General features: G+C 37.8%; 22 protein-coding genes. 5 read left to right on the forward strand and 17 right to left on the reverse strand.

Going from position 1 to position 21611, the window contains the following annotated elements; translation table 11 throughout:
* Positions 1–155 precede the first annotated feature (155 nt).
* From JOC83_RS10170 to ilvD, 5 genes are all read right to left on the reverse strand, one after another.
* On the reverse strand, positions 156–758 hold the full coding sequence (locus JOC83_RS10170) for a YpjP family protein (protein WP_205186780.1): 603 nt from the start codon (positions 756–758) through the stop codon (positions 156–158).
* Positions 759–1288: 530 nt separating this feature from the next.
* Positions 1289–1414, reverse strand: coding sequence for a YuzL family protein (locus JOC83_RS10175; protein ID WP_205186781.1), 126 nt, complete (start codon positions 1412–1414; stop codon positions 1289–1291).
* Positions 1415–1471: 57 nt separating this feature from the next.
* A complete protein-coding gene (locus JOC83_RS10180) occupies positions 1472–2248 on the reverse strand; it encodes a class I SAM-dependent methyltransferase (protein WP_205187243.1) in 777 nt (258 codons plus the stop codon).
* 170 nt (positions 2249–2418) lie between these two features.
* On the reverse strand, positions 2419–2856 hold the full coding sequence (locus JOC83_RS10185; protein ID WP_205186782.1) for a BrxA/BrxB family bacilliredoxin: 438 nt from the start codon (positions 2854–2856) through the stop codon (positions 2419–2421).
* Between the two features lie 233 nt (positions 2857–3089).
* Positions 3090–4796: a dihydroxy-acid dehydratase gene (gene ilvD, locus JOC83_RS10190; protein WP_205186783.1), complete on the reverse strand. Its 1707-nt coding sequence runs from the start codon at positions 4794–4796 to the stop codon at positions 3090–3092.
* A gap of 203 nt (positions 4797–4999) precedes the next feature.
* Between ilvD and JOC83_RS10195 the strand changes: the two genes are divergently transcribed.
* Positions 5000–5842, forward strand: coding sequence for a polysaccharide deacetylase family protein (locus JOC83_RS10195; protein WP_205186784.1), 843 nt, complete (start codon positions 5000–5002; stop codon positions 5840–5842).
* 93 nt (positions 5843–5935) lie between these two features.
* Here the strand turns inward: JOC83_RS10195 and JOC83_RS10200 are convergent, their stop codons facing one another.
* The 3 genes from JOC83_RS10200 to JOC83_RS10210 all read right to left on the reverse strand — a co-directional run bounded on the left by JOC83_RS10200 (position 5936) and on the right by JOC83_RS10210 (position 9661).
* Positions 5936–7060, reverse strand: a complete 1125-nt coding sequence (locus JOC83_RS10200; protein ID WP_205186785.1) for a conserved virulence factor C family protein — start codon at positions 7058–7060, stop codon at positions 5936–5938.
* Positions 7061–7131: 71 nt separating this feature from the next.
* Positions 7132–9024 (reverse strand): ABC-F family ATP-binding cassette domain-containing protein, encoded by a 1893-nt coding sequence (locus JOC83_RS10205; RefSeq protein WP_205186787.1) that lies wholly within the window; start codon positions 9022–9024, stop codon positions 7132–7134.
* On the reverse strand, positions 9005–9661 hold the full coding sequence (locus JOC83_RS10210) for an HD domain-containing protein (RefSeq protein WP_205186795.1): 657 nt from the start codon (positions 9659–9661) through the stop codon (positions 9005–9007). Before JOC83_RS10210 ends, JOC83_RS10205 begins: the two co-directional genes overlap by 20 nt.
* Positions 9662–9806: 145 nt before the next feature.
* On the opposite strand from JOC83_RS10210, the gene JOC83_RS10215 reads away from it, so the two are divergent.
* Positions 9807–10271, forward strand: a complete 465-nt coding sequence (locus tag JOC83_RS10215; protein ID WP_205186797.1) for a DinB family protein — start codon at positions 9807–9809, stop codon at positions 10269–10271.
* 38 nt (positions 10272–10309) lie between these two features.
* Here the strand turns inward: JOC83_RS10215 and JOC83_RS10220 are convergent, their stop codons facing one another.
* The 4 genes from JOC83_RS10220 to JOC83_RS10235 form a co-directional block, all read right to left on the reverse strand.
* A complete protein-coding gene (locus JOC83_RS10220) occupies positions 10310–10789 on the reverse strand; it encodes a glutathione peroxidase (RefSeq protein ID WP_205186799.1) in 480 nt (159 codons plus the stop codon).
* Positions 10790–10851: 62 nt separating this feature from the next.
* Positions 10852–11355, reverse strand: coding sequence for a hypothetical protein (locus tag JOC83_RS10225; RefSeq protein WP_205186801.1), 504 nt, complete (start codon positions 11353–11355; stop codon positions 10852–10854).
* Positions 11356–11369: 14 nt separating this feature from the next.
* Positions 11370–12560, reverse strand: a complete 1191-nt coding sequence (locus tag JOC83_RS10230) for a DUF6843 domain-containing protein (protein WP_205186803.1) — start codon at positions 12558–12560, stop codon at positions 11370–11372.
* Positions 12561–12635: 75 nt separating this feature from the next.
* Positions 12636–14324, reverse strand: coding sequence for a formate--tetrahydrofolate ligase (locus tag JOC83_RS10235; RefSeq protein WP_205186805.1), 1689 nt, complete (start codon positions 14322–14324; stop codon positions 12636–12638).
* Between the two features lie 272 nt (positions 14325–14596).
* Between JOC83_RS10235 and metA the strand changes: the two genes are divergently transcribed.
* Positions 14597–15505 carry a homoserine O-acetyltransferase MetA gene (gene metA / locus JOC83_RS10240; RefSeq protein WP_205186807.1) on the forward strand — a complete coding sequence of 303 codons (909 nt, stop codon included), beginning with the start codon at positions 14597–14599 and terminating at the stop codon, positions 15503–15505.
* Between the two features lie 156 nt (positions 15506–15661).
* On the opposite strand, the gene JOC83_RS10245 is transcribed toward metA, so the two are convergent.
* Complete coding sequence (locus JOC83_RS10245) at positions 15662–16342, reverse strand: class I SAM-dependent methyltransferase (RefSeq protein WP_205186809.1); 681 nt, start codon at positions 16340–16342, stop codon at positions 15662–15664.
* Positions 16343–16433: 91 nt separating this feature from the next.
* Here JOC83_RS10245 and JOC83_RS10250 point away from each other — a divergent pair, with 91 nt between their 5' ends.
* Positions 16434–16697, forward strand: coding sequence for a DUF3892 domain-containing protein (locus JOC83_RS10250; protein ID WP_378913045.1), 264 nt, complete (start codon positions 16434–16436; stop codon positions 16695–16697).
* 70 nt (positions 16698–16767) lie between these two features.
* Positions 16768–16917 carry a hypothetical protein gene (locus JOC83_RS10255; protein WP_205186811.1) on the forward strand — a complete coding sequence of 50 codons (150 nt, stop codon included), beginning with the start codon at positions 16768–16770 and terminating at the stop codon, positions 16915–16917.
* A gap of 51 nt (positions 16918–16968) precedes the next feature.
* Here JOC83_RS10255 and JOC83_RS10260 read toward each other — a convergent pair whose 3' ends face one another.
* The 4 genes from JOC83_RS10260 to JOC83_RS10275 all read right to left on the reverse strand — a co-directional run bounded on the left by JOC83_RS10260 (position 16969) and on the right by JOC83_RS10275 (position 21596).
* On the reverse strand, positions 16969–17853 hold the full coding sequence (locus tag JOC83_RS10260; RefSeq protein WP_205186813.1) for an EamA family transporter: 885 nt from the start codon (positions 17851–17853) through the stop codon (positions 16969–16971).
* Positions 17854–17864: 11 nt separating this feature from the next.
* Positions 17865–20042 (reverse strand): DNA topoisomerase III, encoded by a 2178-nt coding sequence (locus JOC83_RS10265; RefSeq protein WP_205186815.1) that lies wholly within the window; start codon positions 20040–20042, stop codon positions 17865–17867.
* Positions 20043–20151: 109 nt separating this feature from the next.
* Positions 20152–20697: a hypothetical protein gene (locus JOC83_RS10270; protein WP_205186817.1), complete on the reverse strand. Its 546-nt coding sequence runs from the start codon at positions 20695–20697 to the stop codon at positions 20152–20154.
* A 113-nt stretch (positions 20698–20810) separates the two neighbouring features.
* Positions 20811–21596: a serine hydrolase gene (locus JOC83_RS10275; RefSeq protein ID WP_205186819.1), complete on the reverse strand. Its 786-nt coding sequence runs from the start codon at positions 21594–21596 to the stop codon at positions 20811–20813.
* Between the last annotated feature and the right edge of the window lie 15 nt (positions 21597–21611).

Below are 21611 nucleotides of genomic sequence, written 5' to 3' on the forward strand. Positions count from 1 at the left end.
TGAGATGCAATATCTGCCACCTATACAAAGGACTATCGTAAACGTCCAACAAACCATTTTCTGTTTCATACAAAAAGAACCGTCAATCAAAACCCTTGGTATTACTAGGTTTTGATTGACGGTCCAGTTTACTAAGTAATGTCTTATAGAAAAAATCAACTCATCCATTTAGGCGGCATGTTGCGATTCCAATAAATCTTGCCTAAATCATAATGTTTTTGAAAGTTGTCATCTGCCTTATGATAATGGAAATTAAACCAATATCCAGCTTTCGGTGGATTTTCTCTACGAACGTGAAAGCGAATCAAGTCTTGTCCACTTTCACGATCATATACATGAAAAATCTTTTCTCCATAGCCAGCTGCAGGATGCTCGCTAATTTCAAGATTATGAATGCTTTCTTCTCGCTCTTCAGCTAAGCTTGCTAACACTTTTTCCATTTCAGGTAAAACGATTTCTCTAAATTCATCTTCGATAACAGGCTTAATTTTTGTGCCAAACTTTTCAACCGATTGCTTTTCAGCTTCTTCCATTGCAAATACTACAAATGATTCAGCGTTCTCATACTTACTTTCCTCCGTTGGCAGCTCATAATACTGCTCATACGTACTAATTGGAATGTTTTCTTTAATGTAGCCTGACTTATGATGCTTATCAGCCTTTGCATCATCAACATATAAATATTCCGGTGGTGTAACCAAACCGAATGTAAATACTGTAATTAATACTATTAACGTTCTACGAAACCATTTCGGCATTACTAACCATTCCTTTCTAGTACCATTTCTGCATCATAAGCGACATTCATTATACGTCTAAATAGAGAAGTTCATCTTCTCTATTGTCCTATCATTCTGTTACAAAAAACTTATTCAGTATTGTAACATATTTGGAAGCGGTTTACTGCTCTTTTTTCATTTGTTCATCAAATTGAAATACCGTTTTAACCTTGGTTATATTTATATAGACGAATGACGGCTAAAAAAGTTTCAATTTTTTTAAATTGTGGAATACTTTTAAAAAAAGTGGGATACATACGCAGTAAGTTAACTTATATAAAACATTATCCACTTTCATTTTATTTAAACCTAAAACGTAAAATAGAAAGAAGAAAGGTGTGAATGTATGGAGGCAGTTTATATCGTTTCTAGCTTCATTTTAATGATTTATTTTATTACATTGACAATTGTTGATTAGAGTTCCTATGTTGTGATAGACAAAAAATAGACCTTCACTTTTCCGATTATGGATGTGTGACGGTCTATTTTTTGACATCTTCATAAAGTTGTTATTTTTTCTGCTTCATTCTTGACGAACTTTTTTCAACGCCTGTTTCAGACGTTGTCGTTCCTTGGCCTTGTACGTTTGGAGCCGCTAAGTCTGACTTCGAGTGATCTTTTTTAATTCTACTCATCTTTATCACACCTCCGCCTCTAGTGTGCCCGCTTTCCGCTACTTTATGAAAGAATCGTCACATAAGCTCAATGACACCAAAATGAAATTTGGCTGTTTTTCGTTTATACACTTGAAACGAAAAAGCATCAAATCGTTCACTTTTCCAATGATCCTTCAATACAACTCGCCTTTTTGCTACTCGTGTTGCTTCTTTTATTACCTCTGCTGTTAATGCAGAATATAAAGCAATCGTTTTCAACCCTTTAATTCCATCTGACTCTTCAATTGGCTCGGGAAACATCGGATCAAAATAAACAACATCAAAGCTATTATCCTCACAACAACGTAAAAATGCCTCAAAGGTTTGATGATGAAGTTGAATTCTCTTCATCGCTTCATCTATTTCATGAACGCCACTTTCCCAGTTTTTTAATCCTTGTTGACAGAGATAAGCTAAATATCGATTACCTTCTATCCCCACAACTTTCCCTTCCTTACCAACTGCCACACTCGCTACAATACTATCTGATCCTAATCCAAAGGTGCAGTCAAGTAAAGACATCCCTTTTTCTAATTTTGTCGCTTCTAAAAACGGCTCATGTTCTCCGCGCAATACTCTTTTTGAACGAAACATTGCTGAATTAGGATGAAAGAACACAGGCTCTTCTGCACCTTGAGGATGAAGCTCCAACCGCTCTTTACCAACAATTAATACATCGGCATCTTCACGCGCTTGAATCTCTTTAACCGATTCTTTTCGTCTCAAAACAAATGGAACGTGCAAATCTGACGCAACATTGTGGGCCATGGCAATCATTTCTTCATTTGTTCGACCTGCAGTCGTTACAATCACTTTCATTTAGCCTCCTACTATATCACTAAAACCAACATTTTTTGAATGCTCATTCAATTTTCTCAATGAAAAAAGGACGTCAAACGACATCCTTTTTATTCCTCATCAAAGTATATGCGGTTTAGAAGAAAAAGTCTAGCTGCACATTGTGACAAAACGCTGAACTTTTCTTATTTACAATGGGTATTGAATGCATCTAAAATGTTTTCAAAAATAGCCTCAAGTGGCTGACCTTCGATTTCATGACGTGGAATAAAGTGAACAACCTCTTTTCCTTTTAATAAAGCCATAGATGGTGAAGATGGCTCTATGTCAGTAAAATATTCACGCATTTTAGCTGTTGCTTCTTTATCTTGACCGGCAAATACAGTCACAACATGATTTGGCTTCTTATCAGCTTGTAAGTAAGCTTGAGTTGCTGCTGGACGAGCTAAGCCTGCTGCACAACCACAAACAGAATTCACTACAACAAACGTTGTACCTTCTACCTTTTCAATAAAGCCTTCAACCTCTTCTTCTGTTGTTAATTCATGAAAGCCTGCACGTGTTAGCTCTTCACGCATTGGCTTAACAATTTGACGCATATATTCTTCATATGCCATTGACATTGTACATTCCTCCTACTATTCATAGACGCTAAAAGCATACTATAGATCTGCCTAGGAAATCAACGTATAGGCGTAATATACTCTTTTCTTCCTTATATATATAGATTTTTCTTTATCATTTGACACAGGTCTCTGTTCACGGTTAGTTACCTCATAACTTGGAATGATCTCTTCCGTAAAAAAAATAAACCCTGACTGAAAAGAAGTCAGGATTTATTTTTCCATCGATCAAATTATGAATTCACTTTTACTTTCTCTTCCTCGAATAAATCCGTAACCGCTCCTTTAGAAGCGCATGATACGAGGCGTGCATACTTTGATAATACGCCTTTATCTCGAAGAGGTGGAGCTGTCCATTGTTGACGACGTCTTTCTAATTCTGCCTCGGATACTTCCATTGTAATTTCTTGCGTTTGAGAGTCAATCGTAACAAGGTCATCGTTTTGAAGAAGTCCAATTGGTCCGCCAACTTGTGCTTCTGGTGCAATATGCCCTACTACTAGACCGTGAGTACCACCTGAGAAGCGGCCATCGGTTAACAATGCCACTGATTCACCTAGTCCTTTTCCTACTAAGATAGCAGAAATAGATAGCATCTCTGGCATACCTGGACCTCCTTTTGGTCCTTCATAACGAATAACAAGTACGTCGCCTTCTTTAATTTCATCTTTTAATACAGCTTGAGTTGCTTCTTCTTCCGTATTAAATACGCGAGCAGGTCCAGTATGACGCGTTACTTTTACACCTGATACTTTTGCTACTGCGCCACTTGGTGCTAAGTTTCCTTTTAAAATCACAAGAGGGCCCGTTTTTCGGAACGCTGCGTCAATTGGTTTAATAATCTCTTGCCCGTCAACAAGAGATGGAGCCTCTGCTAAGTTCTCCGCTAACGTTTTACCTGTCACAGTTAAGCAGTCTCCATGTAAATATCCTTGTTCATATAAATATTTCATAACGGCTGGAACGCCACCAATTTTATGCAAATCTTCCATTACATATTTCCCACTTGGTTTTAAATCTGCTAAGTGCGGAACCTTCTTTTGAATACGATCAAAATCTTCTAACGTTAAATCTAGATCAACAGAATGAGCAATGGCTAATAAATGAAGAACAGCATTTGTTGAACCGCCAAGCGCCATGACAACCGTAATCGCATTTTCAAACGCTTCTTTTGTCATGATATCTTTTGGATAAATTCCTTTCTCTAGCAATTGATATGCAGCTTGACCCGCTTTATAGCAATCTTCTACTTTTAGTTCTGTTTCTGCTGGGTTGGATGAGCTACCTGGTAAACTCATACCTAAAGCTTCAATTGCTGATGCCATTGTATTTGCTGTATACATTCCCCCACATGAACCTGATCCTGGACAAGCGTTACATTCAATGTGCTTAAGTTCAGCTTCCGATACATCGCCTTTGTTATATTGACCTACCCCTTCAAATACAGATACAATGTCTAGCTTTTTCCCATCATGATGACCTGCTGCAATAGTACCTCCATATACGAACACAGCAGGCACTTCAGAGCGGCCAATTGCGATCATACAGCCTGGCATGTTTTTATCACAGCCTCCAATGGCTACAAATGCATCAAGGTTTTCTGCACCTACAACTGTTTCGATTGAGTCTGCAATGACATCACGACTCGGTAAAGAGTAACGCATACCTGGTGTTCCCATTGAAATTCCATCTGATACTGTAATCGTATTAAAGATAAGTGGTGCTCCACCTGCATCCTTAACACCTTCTTTTGCTTTTACTGCTAAATCATCAATATGTATATTACACGGTGTTACCTCACTCCACGTACTTGCAACACCAATCATCGGCTTTTGAAAATCCTCATCTGTAAATCCTACTGCTCTTAACATCGCACGGTTTGGAGCACGTCTAATATCATCACTGATTGCCTTGCTGCGAATTCTTAAATCTTTTGTCACAAGAAATCCTCCTGTCTAACTTTTCTATATTTTCTAACCACTATAGTACGTTTCTATTTATTTTGCAATAATATTCTAAAAATTTATCAAACAATTTTTTCCCGTTCTTTGGAACATTTTTGTCGTATTTTGACTGTTATTCATAGATTATCTATATTATAGTTAGAGAGAGGACGAGTCACAACGAAGAAAGGATTTTGACCATGAGAATGATTCGAAAGCCAAAAAAGCCATTTTATTTTCTTATCATGGTTCTAATCATGATCACCACATCCATTTTTACAATGACAGAAGTAAAAGGACGTGAGAAGGCTGTTGCCTTAAGCCACACACTTACACATGAAGATTTACCAAGTCGAAAGACTGCGTATTCAAATGAGCTAAAAAAAGAACTCAATCAGTCATTCGTCACAACAACTTTCAACCATAATAATGAACCATTAGAAAAACCACTATACTTGACATTTGATGATGGCCCAACGAAAGATACGCTACATATCTTAGATGTACTAAAGCAGCATCACGTGAAAGCTACCTTTTTCATGTTAAAGGGACAAATGGAACAACATCCAGACATTACAAAACAAATCGTTGCTGAAGGTCATGGAGTAGGTTGTCATGGGGTTAGTCATGACTTAAGTCAATTTTATGGATCTGAGGGTGCGGCATTAAACGAAATGCGCGAATGTTTAGCAACCTTACAATCTATTACACATGTTGATAGTTCACTCATTCGTGTACCTTTTGGAAGTGCTCCTTACTTAAAAGAGCCACACCGTACAGACTTGTTATCTCATTATCAAATGTGGGATTGGAATATTGATAGTCAAGACTGGACGCTACGTTCTGCTTCTAAAATTATTCACAACATTCTTCCGCAATTAACAGCTTTAGACGCTCGACATGAAACACCAGTTTTACTGTTTCACGACAAATCTTTCACAGCGGAATCATTACCTGAAATTTTAACCATCACAACAAAATCGGGGTATCAACCTATTACCATTAACGAAACAATGGAGCCCTTACAGTTTAAAGCTCGGTAATATCCCATCACTATCGAAATAGCTAGTTGTCTATTATAATTAAACACAAAAGCCGAGGCTGCTCTTTAGCCTCGGCTTTTGTATGAACATCCATTATTTACGGCTTTCGGTCATTTGCTTCCAAACAGATCCTTTCGCTTCCTCGCCACCTTCAATACGCTCAATCGCTAGCTTAATTTGCATCGCGACTTCAAATTCTTTATCATCTTCTGCTGCCTTTAATGCTGAAAGTGCCGACTCGTCTCCCACTTCATACAAGAACATGGCTGCACGCCAACGAACGAGTTTGTTTTTGTCTTGTAAAGCCTCACACATAGCAGGAGTCGCTTCTTCAAATCCTAAATCAGATAAGCAATCTCCAGCCGTTCGTCTTACTGTCACAGATTTATCATTTAACGCCTTATATAAGTAAGGAAGAACGTCTTTTTCCTCAATCATTCCTAAATAAACCGTTGCAAGACGACGAATCGATGCTTTTTCATCTTCTAACGCTTTATCCAATACGTGCAAATCCTCTTTTGTTGGATTCATTTGCTCAAGGTGCGCATATCTCTTTGACCAATCCTCTTCTTTCAACATATCAAGTGTCACTTGATAACTTTGACGAGGCTGAACAACCAATCCGCCTTCTTTCTCTTGCTTGGCCATGTTTACCAATCGGTCTAAACGCTCTTGAGGATAAGCAGCTTCTAGTTCATCTGCTACCTCATCTCCAATGTCAGCAAGCGCTCCGTAACGTACGCCTTGCTCTTTCCATTTACGTTCTAGCACGACATTATCAGCAAAGGTTTGAATTTGAGCAACAGCCTTTGCGAAGCGATCAGGCAATCCGACACGCTTTTCTTCATGATCATCCGTTAACTTTACTTGCATTGGAACATTTTTAAACATTTGTACAAATACTTTCACTTCACCAAAGTGTTCGTTTATTTTTTGTTCTTGATGGTCTTCATCCGACACATTCTCTCCAAAAGCCACACGTACTTGAGGTAAAATTTGTTTCCAATCATACTTTGCATTTCGTTCAACTGCTAAAAAGTCAGCAACGTGATACACTCCTTTTACTCCTTCAACCTTCATCATTTGTTGAATAACAGGAGGTGCTCCTTCAACATTATCTTTGTGATAATTGTTGCTTTTTCCGCCCGGTAGCTCTTGATCTAGGGTAATTTTCATTGTATTTGGACTTGGTGTTGGTTCAATTGATTTAATTTTCATCACGACACGCCCTTCTTTTACGATTCACTTCAAATTTTAGCATTTCAAAAAACAAGAGTCTAATGAGGTGATTATCCTTGCAACTCTTCTACTAACTCTGATAGTTCTGCCCATCGGTTCATAAGCTCTTCTAACTCTTCATTTGCCTGCTCTTGTTTTTGAGATAATTCATGTGCTCTTGAATAATCGCTTCCTGCTTTTTCAATCTCAGCCGTTAATTGCTCGACTTCTTCCTCTTTCTCTGCAATCTTGTCCTCAATTTCTTCCCATTCTTTTTGCTCTTTGTACGACAGACGGCGTTTCTTAGGCTTATCTTGCTGCTTTGGTTTTTCTTCTTTTACTTTCGGTGCAGCTACGACCTGATTCTTCTTCATTTCATCTTCTAGGTAATCTGTATACTCACCAAAATAAGTTGAAATTTGGCCATTCCCTTCAAATACAAGTAAGTAATCCGCCACTTTATCTAAAAAGTATCGATCATGTGAAACAGTCACGACTACACCAGGAAACTCTTCTAAATAATCTTCTAGCACTGTGAGCGTTTGTGTATCTAAGTCGTTAGTAGGCTCATCTAATAACAGAACATTCGGTGATGTCATTAACAACTTCAATAAGTAAAGACGGCGACGCTCTCCACCTGAAAGCTTTCGAATCGGCGTGCCATGCGTATGAGATGGAAACAAAAAGCGCTCAAGCATTTGTGAAGCAGAAATTGTTTTGCCATCGGTTGTATGAATCACTTCCGCAGACTCTTTAATGTACTCTAGCATGCGCTGATTCAAGTCCATGTCATCACTTTCTTGAGTATAATACGCAACTTTCACCGTTTGTCCTTGATCAATCTCCCCAGCATCTGGCTGTATACGACCTGCGATCATATTGAGAAGCGTTGACTTTCCACTTCCATTTTGCCCTACAATGCCAATACGATCACCCTTTTTCACAATGTGTGTAAAAGAAGATAAAATCATTTTATTTTCATAAGCTTTGCTTACTTCTTTCAGTTCGAACACTTTCTTCCCAAGACGGCTTCCTGTTAAGCTTAAATCTAATTTTTCCTTTTCACTGTGATCAAGCTTACCTTCTAAGTCATCAAATCGTTGAATACGAGCTTTTTGCTTCGTTGTACGAGCTTTAGCTCCTCTACGAATCCATGCTAATTCATTTCGATACAAATTATGAAGTTTGGATTGCGTCGCTTTTTCTTGCTCTTCACGAATTGCTTTCCCTTCTAGAAAAGACGCATAGTTTCCTTGATAGCTATATAAATTTCCTCCATCAAGCTCAAAGATGCGATTTGTTACAGCATCTAAGAAATAGCGATCATGGGTAACTAATAGAACGGCACCTTGATACTTTGCTAAATATTCTTCTAACCACTTTACCGTCTCATAATCTAAATGGTTGGTCGGTTCATCGAGGATGAGTAAATCTGGCGTTTCAATTAACACTTGAGAGATGGCTACTCGCTTTTTCTGCCCACCTGATAACTCTCCAATTTTGGCTCTCATGTTTGTAATGCCAAGCTTTGTTAAAATGGCTTGTGCGCTTGAATTCGTCTCCCATGCGTTCATTGCATCCATACGTTGTTGAAGCGTAAATAACTGCTGTTGATACGCTTCATCTTCTGGTGCTTGCTCTAATTTATATAAGCTTTCTTCGTATTCTTTTAACAATTGTAAAAGAGGTGTTTCTCCACTAAACACTTGTTCTAACACCGTTAGATTGTCATCAAAGTCAGGTTGTTGCGCTAAATAGCTAATGCGGTATCCTTTTGAATGCATCATATCACCGCTATCGCTTACTTCAAGACCTGCTATAATTTTTAGTAACGTTGATTTCCCCGTACCATTAATCCCAATTAAACCAATGCGTTCATTCTCTGAGATTGTAAAAGAGAGATCAGAAAATAGTGCTTTATCTCCATACGTTTTTGTTACATGTTCAACCGTCAACATTTTCATAATCAGTTTTCCACTCTTTCATAAATTGGGTTAAAAATTGCTCCATATAATCATGGCGCTCCTGTGCTAATTTTTTCGCAGTTTGTGTATTCATTAACTCTTTTAACTTCAACAGCTTTTCATAAAAATGATGAATGGCTGTTGATTGTCCATTTCGATATTCTTCTTCAGTCATCGTTTCCCTAACCATCCCATCTTCTTTATACATGGAATGACCAACTGCTCCTGCATACATAAACGTTCTAGCAATACCCATTGCACCGATGGCATCTAAACGATCAGCATCTTGGACAATTTGCCCTTCAATTGTTTTCATTGGGGGGCGATTCCCGCCTTTAAAAGACATGCTTTTGATAATATCAATAATATGTATAATCATGGATTCAGGGACACATTGGGCATGAAGCCAATCCATCAACTCCATGTAAGCAGCATCTACATCTTCCACTAGCTTATCATCCACCACGTCGTGTAAAAGAGCTGCTAATTCAATAACGGGAACTTGTCCCCCTTCTTTAGCAGCTAAATAGACAGCATGACGATAAACACGGCTAATATGCGCCCAATCATGTCCCGTCTTATCATGTTTTAACTTTTCTTGAACCCACTCTTCCGCTCTTTTAATGATTTCTTCCACACTATCATTCTCCTATCATCATGCCTTATTCTATCACGAAATGACGTTTTACTTCCATCTATACTCTTGGAGGCAATTTACTCGCGTTACTTTTGCTGAAAATGATATAATTTGGGATATTCTTTTATTAGAAGGAGGCTCTTTTATGAGCAATAAAAATCAAATTATTCAGCATTTTTTATCACATCGCTCTGTAACAAACGAATTAATTCAAAAAATCGAAGAAAATCATTATGACTACAAACCAACTCCAACTTCTATGCCTACACAACGACTTGTAACACATATGCTTACATCGTTTTATAAGTTTGCAGCTGTTGTAAAAGTCGGAAATCTCTCTCCTTTTCAAGAGAAAAAAGAAGAGACGGAATTAAACTTGATCAAGCTTGCGGATACATATACAGCTCAGACTGTCGAATTACTTGAATCTTTATCAGAAGAAGAGTTAGAAAAAGAATTAGATGTAGCAGCAATTTTCGGATCAAATATCACAGGAAAGCAACTACTTTCCATGGGAATCGATCATGAAATTCATCATAAAGGAAACTTATTCGTGTATGTCCGTGAAATGGGTCATACTGAATTACCGCTTTATGTGAATGTAAAATAAGAAGAAGAGCCACTTCATCGAGAAGGTGGCTCTTTTTCTTATTTTAGCAATTCTTCAATATCTTTTTTTATCTCTTTTGGTGAAGTTTGCGGTGCGTATCTCTTCACAACTTCACCATTTTGATTCACTAAAAATTTTGTGAAGTTCCACTTTATTGCTTTAGAACCAAGTAACCCAGGTGCTTTCTCTGTCAAATATGTAAACAACGGATGGGCATCTTCACCTTTTACATCGACTTTTGCAAACATCGGAAATGTTACGCCATAGTTTAACTCACAAAACTGCTCAATCTCTTGCTCTTGACCTGGCTCTTGACCACCGAATTGGTTACAAGGAAAGCCAAGAATGTTCACGTTTTGTCCGCTATACTCTTCATGAAGTGCTTGTAAATCCTTATACTGCGGTGTAAAACCGCACTTGCTCGCTGTATTTACAATAAGCATAACCTTTCCTTTATAATGATCTAATGAAACGTCCTCACCTTTAATCGTCTTTGCAGAATATTCATATACACTCATCTTCATTCCTCCTTTTTCCTTTATTATAATCGCTCATAAAGAAAGAGCAAAGCAACAACGCTTTACTCTTCTAGTGCATCTAAGGTTTGTAACATGTAATCAATCATCTCTACTAAATCCCCAACTTGGTCTTCATAGATATACCGATTGAATGTCACCGTAATAAGATCTTCATATTCTTCGTTTCCTACTTCATGAGACAAACGCTGTGTGATGGTTCTTGTTTCTCCCCAAATGTCTTCAAGTACATGTTGAAAATGCTCACATTGCTCAGTATCGAACGGTTTATCTTGGGTATATGTAAATTGAATAAAAACCGTGCAACCTGGCTTTTCATTTCGCCTCGGATTCAACTCAGCATGGATGTTATCAAGGTCTGTTGATAACTTTAATGTGGCTATACAGCAACTGTGTTGTCGAAATGAAATGTGATACGTACGCGTAAAACGAGCCAAATCAACAAAATCTTCTCGATTGACAACAGACACTTCCCCCGACAAATCTAACTCGTAAATTTCACCTTCTACAATTACCTTTAAATTATCAAACACAATAGGATCAAACATGATAGGCCCTTCCTTTATTCGTTATACTGTGAAAGCTTTTCCTTATACGTTATATAATGAAACGGTTCACTGTTTTTATACTCTTGTTTTGTGCCAACAAACACCGCAAATAAATCAGGATATAGCATTGGCTCATGGATCATTTCTTTGGTTATTTGTTTTGCTTCTCCTGTTGATTGTACAAAGAAAAATTTATCTGCTTGTGGTTGATAGTCGATCCAAGATAATGAAAATGTTCCAACTCCTTGATCATTCATATGAATTGGATAAGGCTTTTGTTCTGCCGTTTCTGTTTCTTCACCAAGCGACACAACTGCCCACCCTCGAAAGGATTCAGGCATATAAAGGTGATAAATGGCTTCACTTCGAAAGTCAGCTGTATAGACTCGTTCATTTTCTTTGTAATATTTTTCCGCTTCTTCTTTTGTACCAACAAAAAACGAGTTAATTTCTTGATCATATTCACCTTCATATTCAAATTCACTTGTTAACACATTATCAAAATGAAGAAGGTTTTGACGTTTCACTACTTCTTCTCCCTGTTCGTTTACAAACTTATATGTATACACACCTGAAGGAGTTGATGTTGATGTTTTTAAGATGCCTTTTTCATTAATGGGAGCAATTAAATAGTGCCCATCTTTCTTTAACGGCAGCTCCTCTTTATCATTATAATAAATTTTCACAATTCCTCGGTAATTCTCAGGAATTTCATAAATGACTGGCTCTCCAATGTCATCAATAGCTTGAACAAAGTAAACAGCCATAACAAGTATGGTTACAAGAATAGAAGGTGTAGCGAGTCTCCATGTAACACGATAATTTATAGGCTTTTTAAGTGCTAAGATAAAGCTGACAACCCAGTAGATGACTGCACCTAAACCTACAAAGGCAATTCCCTCTAGTAGTCCATCAAAATACAAAGAACCAAGTAAGAATGGAATGGTCCCAAAACCCACATGAACAATAAATGAAACAACAATACGTAACCAAGTTAAACTTATATGCTTTGCTATCCAGTCAGATAAAATGGATACCGGCATACCATATCCTAAAATAAAAAGAACAGCGTAAAAAGCAAAGATGACAGCATATACGAATGCTCCTAAGCCCGAATCAACAAGACCTGGTATAACAAATAAAACCCCCATGATGATCGCTGTAATCACACTAATCCATACTTTTCTAAGAATATACTTTCCCAATGTATGTCTCCCCTTACTAACAGAACGAAAGAGCTAGATTATTGTCCTCTAGCTCTTTCGTATTTACATGTTTCTTTAAAAAATCCCTAGTGCTTGTCCGTTTTCATCCACATCCATATTTAACGCTGCAGGTTTTTTCGGCAAACCTGGCATTGTCATAATTGAGCCTGTTAATGCCACAAGGAATCCTGCGCCAATGGATGGACGAAATTCTCGAATTGTAATCGTAAAATTCGTTGGACGACCAAGCTTTGTTTGATCATCACTTAACGAATACTGTGTTTTTGCCATACAAATCGGTAAGTTGTCCCAACCTAACTTTTCAAACTGAGCAATTTGCTTCAACGCTTTTGGGGCAAACTCGACACCCGTTGCGCCATACACTTTTTTCGCAATCGTTTCAATTTTTGATTGAATGGAATCCGAAACGTGATAAAGAGGAGCAAAGGTATTTTCACCTTTTTCCATCACCTGAAGTACTCGTTTCGCTAGCTCCTGACCACCTTCGCCACCTTTTTCCCACACTTCTGTTAACGCAACTGGTGCATCGTTTTCTTCACACCACTCCATTAATGCGTCTACTTCTGCTTTTGTATCTGTCATGAAGCGGTTTACTGCAACTACGTAAGGCAGTCCGAATGCTTGAATCGTTTCAATATGCTTTTGTAAATTCGCCATCCCAGCTTTTAATGCATCTACATTTTCTTCAGCTAAATTTGCTTTATCAACGCCTCCATGCATTTTTAACGCACGAATCGTCGCAACTAACACAACCGCTTCTGGTTTTAAGTCAGCCATACGCGCTTTTATATTTAAAAACTTTTCAGCACCTAAATCTGCTCCAAACCCTGCTTCTGTTACAACATAATCAGCTAGCTTAGCGGCCATCTTTGTTGCAACCACACTGTTACATCCATGTGCAATATTTGCAAACGGTCCACCATGGATAAGAGCAGGTGTATGTTCAATCGTTTGAACAAGGTTTGGTTTTATCGCATCCTTTAATAAAAGAGTTAATGCGCCTTCTACCCCTAAGTCTTTGACTGTCACAGGCTGATCATCTAAATTATAAGCCACAACAATGCGGGCTAAGCGTCGCTTTAAATCCTGAAGATCTGTTGCAAGGCAGAACACCGCCATAATTTCTGAGGCAACGGTAATATCAAAACCGTCCTCACGAGGTACTCCTTGAACCGGGCCACCTAATCCAATCACCACTTGACGAAGTGCACGATCGTTTAAATCGACAACTCGCTTCCACGTAATTTTACGCGTATCGATTCGTAATTCATTGCCTTGATGAATGTGATTATCAACCAATGCTGCTAAGGCGTTGTTTGCCGTTGTGATGGCATGCAAATCACCGGTAAAGTGAAGATTAATGTCTTCCATTGGTAATACTTGTGAATAACCACCACCTGCTGCTCCACCCTTAATACCCATCACAGGTCCAAGTGAAGGTTCACGCATCGCAATCATTGCCTTCTTTCCAACCTTATGTAAAGCTTGTCCTAACCCTACCGTTACAGTAGACTTGCCTTCTCCTGCTGGTGTTGGACTAATCGCTGTCACTAAAATAACTTTTCCTTCTTGCTTCGTATGTAATCGGTCCATAACATCTAAAGATAACTTTGCTTTGTAGTGGCCATACGGCTCAATTTCACTTTCCAACAAATCTAGTTGACTTACAATGTCTGTAATAGGTTTCATTGTTGCTTCTTGTGCAATTTGTAAGTCGCTTTTTACATTCGTCGTTATTTTCATTGCCCAAAACCTCTTTCTTTTGCGTCAATTTCTGTTTGCTCTCTTATCTTAACATTTTTTGTCGATTCTACGAATATAAATGATCTTTTTGTCAGTTCAAAACAACCATGCATGCCTCACATCAAGATTTAGATAAGTGGATAAGAGGGACTTAACAACTGTTTTTTCTTGTCATATTTTATGGGTTAATTTATATTGCTAATTTTTCAGTATATTCTTATAATATTAGGTATTGCATTTAATTGATAAATCAGAATAAAGGAGGGTTTGTCGTGCCAATTAACATTCCACGGAACTTACCGGCAAAAGAAATACTAGAGAGTGAACGAATCTTTATTATGGATGATTTACGAGCAACAGCACAGGATATTCGTCCCCTAAATATTGTTATTTTAAACTTGATGCCTGAAAAGGAAAAAGCAGAAACGCAGCTACTGCGATTACTTGGAAACTCACCTATCCAAGTAAATGTTACGTTACTTTACCCTGCGACTCACGAAACAAAAACAACGAGCAAAAATCATCTCGATCAATTTTACTCAACATTTGAACAAATTAAACATAAAAAGTTCGATGGGATGATAATTACTGGTGCCCCTGTTGAACAATTAGACTTTGAAGACGTTGATTATTGGCAAGAGCTTTCAATGATTATGGACTGGTGCCATACGAATGTAACGTCTACACTTCATATTTGTTGGGGAGCTCAAGCAGGACTATACCATCACTTTGGTATTAAAAAGCACCCTCTTACACAAAAGTGTTCCGGTATCTTCAGCCATACTTCAATTGAAGAGCCTATTAAATTATTACGTGGATTTGATGATGTGTTTTTCTCACCTCATTCACGTTATACAGACGTAGACCTCCAGCAAATTGAACAACACCAAGGTTTGAAGCTTCTATCCTATTCAGAGGAAGCTGGTGTTTATTTGGTCATGTCCACGGATGAAAAATTTGTTTTCGTTACTGGTCACCCTGAATATGATGCTCAAACGCTACATGAAGAGTATTTGCGAGATGTAAATAAAGGAATTGATATTCACGTTCCTCAACACTATTTCCCGAACAATGACCCGGCAAAAAAACCGTTTAAAACGTGGCGATCACATGCAAATCTCTTATTTATTAACTGGTTAAATTACTATGTCTATCAGGAAACACCTTATTATTGGAGATAATAGAAGAGATGTTACGGGCTGTGTCAAAGAAGCTTTTTCTGCTCTAGTTGACACAGCTCTTTGTTTGTTCATTATTCGTGGCTTTGACATGTAAGTCTCTTGTAGAGGTAGAATTCGACGTTTCGTTACCTATTTCTTTAGTATGTACTGTTATGACTAGGATTTCCTTAGTAAGAATACCCACATAAATGTGAGTGATTGCTTTAATTCCGTTGAAAGACCTCCAAGTTGTTGCTCGTTCACTCCTTTTTTATACACGCCATGCCCATCGATCACGCTCCACCCTTGTTCATTTGCTAACTTTTCAAATTCCCAAGGCATCATGGTGTTACAAATAACATCTTCACCATATAAACGACGATAGCTATTCGCTCTCGGTCCTGCTGTTGGCCCTAAAATCCCAACACATGCATATCCTCCGCTTTTTACAATCCTTGTTGCTTCTTTTAAAGCATGTGCCGGAACTTCCGTCCATTCTAATGAATTAATCGCCATCATACCGTCTATTTCTTCATCTTGAAAAGGCAATGATAAAATATCGGCTTGTTGAAATGACAAGTTCACTTGCTGATTGTTCTTTTCTGCTCGCTCAATCATTTCTTTTGATAAATCTACACCCGTAACATGAAAGCCAGCTTGTGCTAGAAGGAAGGATCCTACTCCATCTCCGCATCCAATATCCACAACGAAGCTTTCTTTTTCAAAATGTTGAGTAATAAAAGGAATAATCGTTTTTCGACTTCCATTTAACCACATCTCTTTACTGTTCTGATTCCAAAAATTGGCTCGTTCGTCCCACTGCTTTTCGGCTTCTTCATGCCATTTAAATGAGTTCATAGCTATTCTCTCCTTTCTTTACCTTCTTTGTTCGCTATTTAAAGCGAAAAACCTTTTTCTTATTAAGGAAACGAATATTTTCAAATCGAGTGTGTCACGCTATCACTATGGAGGAGTTGAAAAGATGAATCAGAAAGATCGATTTACAGCCGCCAGACGAAATGCAGACGGTGACCTTCAAGCATTTCAGACGGCTTCTGGTCAACAGCTAAACTATGGCGAAGCTCTCAAGCAAGTACAAGCTGGTAACATTGAAAATGTAAGCACCTTTATTGGCAAAGACGGGGAAACCTACATCCGTAGTAACCCAGACAACGAAAAATCCAACAACCTAGACAACCTCCCGGAATTCTAAAAAGTATAAATGGAGTTATTTAGGTTTAAAAAGCATTAAGCGAATAACATAGAAAAGAGGATAAAATCTCATGACAAAAAAATTCAACAATGGCAGTAGCAATCAAAGTAACCCAAAAAGACAGCATGAATTAGTGGAAATGGGACAAGAATTAACAGCAGGTGATAATTCAAAAGGAAATAAACGAAATAAAGATCAACGCAGCAAGACGTCTAAATAAGCGGCCATAACGAAAAAGCGCGTTACATGTAACGCGCTTCCTCTCTATATATTAACGAGTTAACTCTCTCGCTTTCTTTCTTTGATTTCCCCTCCATTGAGGATAAATCATTCCAGCAAAAATAAAAAGAACACCTATCCATTGCAGAACACCTACAAATTCTTTTAAAACCAAGCTAGACATGAGAACGGCTGTTGGAAGCTCTGCTGCACCAAGAATGGTTGCCATTCCAGTACCAATTTTAGGTACTCCTATTGAAAAGAATAATGTTGGAATAAACAACCCAAATAATCCAAGTAAAAGACCCCAAAGCCACAAGCCTTGCAGTAACGTTCCGTCTATTAAAAAAGTGGGTGGAAGAATCAAACATGCAGCTACTAATGTCCCGGTTGAAATGATAGCACTTCGTGTAATGGATGGAACAGCTAGACCGATTCGACCGCTAAAAAAGATAAATAATGCAAACGTAATAGCTGACAGTAAACCATACATCAACCCTATTTTATCTAACATTTGTTGTGTTCCAAATACACCACCCGCTAGAAGTGTTCCAACCGCTAGAATAAGAATTGATATGACTTTTGACTGACTAGGTACTTGTTTTTGTGCAACTGATTCTATTAATACACCCATCCATGTAAATTGAAACAAAAGAACAATGGCAATTGAAGCAGGAATGGTTTGTAGAGACATGTAATAAAATATGCTTGTCAAACACGTGGTCACCCCCACTGCCATAAGGGGTAGCCACTGCTTCCACGCTACCTTTTTACGAGAAAACAAAAGAGCCAATGTCCAAAGAAGTATACACCCAAAGAAGATTTGTGAGCCAATCACCTCACTAGGTACGTATCCTTGGCTGTATGCTATCTTCACAATAGTCGACAAAACTCCATAGCTACATGCTCCTAGAAAAACCAGCATCATATCTCGCATGTTATCTACCTTTATGACTCAACCTGATTTGATGACGGAGCAGGAAATTGAAAGACAATCTTTTTGTCTTGTTCATCCCACTTCAGAAATGCATCAAACGTTTTGTCACCTTTCTTAAAACCTTTAATTAGGTTGGTTTGACCATCTTTTAGTAATTTTTTGACGTTTGTTTGCGAAATCGTTTTACTTAATATTTTTTTAGAAATGGTAAAATTGCATTTTGTTTTTGCGTAATTTGAGCAGCCATAAAACTGGCCTTTTTCCATTACTTTTCCATCGCACAATTTACAAGTTCCAATTGAGACATTACGTGCTTTTTTATGCTTTGGTCCTTCAATTGATTCAACATCTAAACCATTAAAATCCCATGACTCTGCCGTTTGAATTGCATCTTGAATAATTTTTGCTGATAGTTTCTTTGTTTGCTCCATAAATGAACTAGCCGACGCTTTCCCTTGCCCAATCTCCGCCAGACGCTGCTCCCACTTGGCCGTCATTTCCGGTGAAGCCAGTATTTTATCACCGATAGCGGTGATTAATACTTTTGCTTTATCAGTAGCAAACACTTGATTTTTTGTTACTTCAATATATTTGCGATCCTTTAGCATCGTAATAATGCCAGCACGAGTAGCTTCTGTTCCAAGTCCTTCTGATTTCATTAATACCTTCTCTAACTCTTCGTTATCAAGATGCTTTCCTGCTGTTTTCATAAGAGTAATCAATTGTCCTTCTGTATAACGCTTAGGAGGCTGTGTTTTTCCTTCTTTTACTTGAACATCTACTACTTTCCCTTCTTCCCCTTTTACAACGTTGGGTAGGATCACATCTTTATCATCCTTATTTTGTTGAAACAACACTTTTCGCCAGCCTTCTTGAATTTGTTGTTTCCCTTTTGAAATAAATTCAGCACGACCATCTACAAGAGTAAGAAGTGTTGTATAGTCAAAAATCGCTTTCTCATGATGAGCAGCTAGTAAGCGTCTCACAACTAAATCGTAGATTTTACGCTCATCTCCTGATAACGTCGATGGATCTTTTACTTGTTCTGTTGGAATGATTGCATAGTGATCCGTTACTTTCTTTTCATTCACAAACCGCTTATTATTGATAATCGATGGGTTTGGGAGTGGAAAGTAAGATGCATAGTCTTGGAATTGGCTTAGCTTTTGTAAAATATCTGGAAATGTTTCCGCCTCACCTTTTGTTACATAGTTAGAATCAGATCGAGGATAGGATACAATTCCTTTTTGATAAAGCGATTGCAACACATCTAATGTTTTTTTAGGAGAAAATTTGTACATACTGTTTGCAGTCGCTTGAAGAGAGGATAAATTAAATAGGAGCGGTGGCTGAAATTCTTTCCTCTCTGTATCTAGCTCTTTTACTTGTGCATCTTTTCGTTGACAAAAAGCGGCGATTTTCACTGCCATCTCTTGAGTAGTTAATCGCGATTCTTGCTCTTTTTGCCATTTTCCTTCATATGTCTTTCCGTTCATATTAAATGTCGCAAACACTTCCCAAAAAGGCTCTGATTTAAATGATTCAATTTCTTTTTCTCGCTTCACAATTAAAGCCAATGTGGGCGTTTGCACACGACCTGCTGAAAACACGTCTTGAATACCTTTACTTTTGAGCAAAATGCTATACACACGAGAAGCATTCATGCCTACAACCCAATCAGCGCATGCTCTCGTGTACGCTTCATAGTAGAGATTTCTCGTCTCTTCTTCATCTTTTAACTGTTGAAACCCTTCATAAATTGATTTTGGAGTTAAAGAGGAAATCCACAATCGTTTCATTGGCTTTTTAACACCCGCTAAATGAATGATGTTGCGAATAATCAGTTCTCCTTCACGTCCTGCATCTCCTGCATGGATGACTTCTGTCACAGTCGGTTTTTTAAGTAGCTGCTTAACAATTTGAAATTGCTTCGCTTTTGACTTGGTCACTTCATATTTGAATTGATTTGGAATAATAGGCAGCGTATCTAACGACCACTTTTTCCATTCAGACTTATATGTTTGCGGATCAACTAGCTGACACAAATGACCGACCGCCCACGTTACATATGCCCCTTTTGAAAACAGTTCGTTAGGTAAAATCTCTATGTAACCTTGATGTTTTTTTGTCTTAAATTGAGAAGCTAACGTTGAACCTTGATCTGGCTTCTCGGCAATAATTACTTTCATTGAAAAACTCCTAACAAAATAAAATGAACCGCAGCTAAATCCAAATCTTATTATATAAAACATAAGACATGACTCACAAGCAGTCATGTCTCATTCTCTTTGTTCTATTTTACCTTTTCTTCTGCAGTTCACCGTATAGTCGACTAATTGCATAGGCAATCGGCTCTTCGTACGATTGATGTCCACTCGCGACCGTAATCTCTTTTAGCATGCTATAAATATGCGGCTGTAATTTCACTTGTAACGTCACTTTAGGTTCATTCACTTTAGGTGCATTTGCATTTTCCGTTGAAGTGGTTGTCCCTTCTGCCCCTTTTTCTGCAATCCAAATTGCATCTTCTGCTGTTTCCACTTTTCCGTATTGACGGATCCAACCTTTTGCCATATTTAATGTGTAAAGAATAAATTCTTTATTGTTTGCTGTATTTTTTGTCTCAAACTGATGATTTGTCACAAACACAGCTTGATACAACAGCACACTGATGACTTCATCTTTTAATTGAAGCTTTCGCAATTCATCAATTAAATCTGCGACATACTTAGGCAAGGGCATAAATACACCTTTTACTTCTTTCACAAGATCCATCGCAATTGATTCTGTTGAATATCGCTTAAAGTCTTTTATAATATCTTTCATTGCAGTCTCATTCGACATGAACACACCACCAACATTCATAATATATCCTTATTATATAGGAAAGTACAAAATGTTCATATAGGTTGTGTGATATACTCAAAAAATCCTACAATTTGCTAAAATAATGGCTTCTACCGTGAGACTAGATACGTATAAAGCAGATGACCGATCTGTGTAATGGTTTGACGACCTATATGATTGTTCTCCAATTGATCAATTAAAACGGCAATATATGCCGTTTTACCTTTGTAACGAATAATCGCACAGTCATGCTCCACTCCAGGTAATTCACCTGTTTTATTTGCAACTGAAACAATCTGTCGATTCATCATGGCAGGTAGTTTATCATAAAATTGCTGCTGCCCTAAAATGTGAAGCATCATATCACGACTTGTGCTTTCAAATAAGGTACTTTTATCAATTGCCTTTAAACACCTTATCATATCAGAAGCAGATGTTTGATTATCGAAGCCTCTTTCCATCCCTTCAAAATCCATCAACTTCCGCTTAATCGATGTATGCTCGAGAGAAAGGACATTGCATAATTCATCAATCGATTTTCTACCTAGTCGATCAATTAACAGATTCGTAGCTGTATTATCAGATACGATAATCATTAATGTTAGCAAGTCTTTTACCGTAAGAGTTATAGTATCTGATAAAGCCGATAATACACCAGCTCCTCCGACTTTTTCTTTTGGAGGAATTGTAACTAGTTGCTCTAAATCAATGACTTCTTGCTGAGCTTGTCGAACTCCCGCTAATAAGATAGGAATTTTTATTAAACTAGCAGCTGGATAGATTTCTTGACTATTAATAGAAATGGTGTGTGGATGTAAATCAATTGCTATACTTACTCGACCTTCACATTGAGTGATTACATCATAAATAGATTGCTCTAACGATACGATATTCATTTGACATCTATCCTT

The organism is Priestia iocasae (assembly GCF_016909075.1).
GTDB classification, from domain to species: Bacteria; Bacillota; Bacilli; order Bacillales; family Bacillaceae_H; genus Priestia; species Priestia iocasae.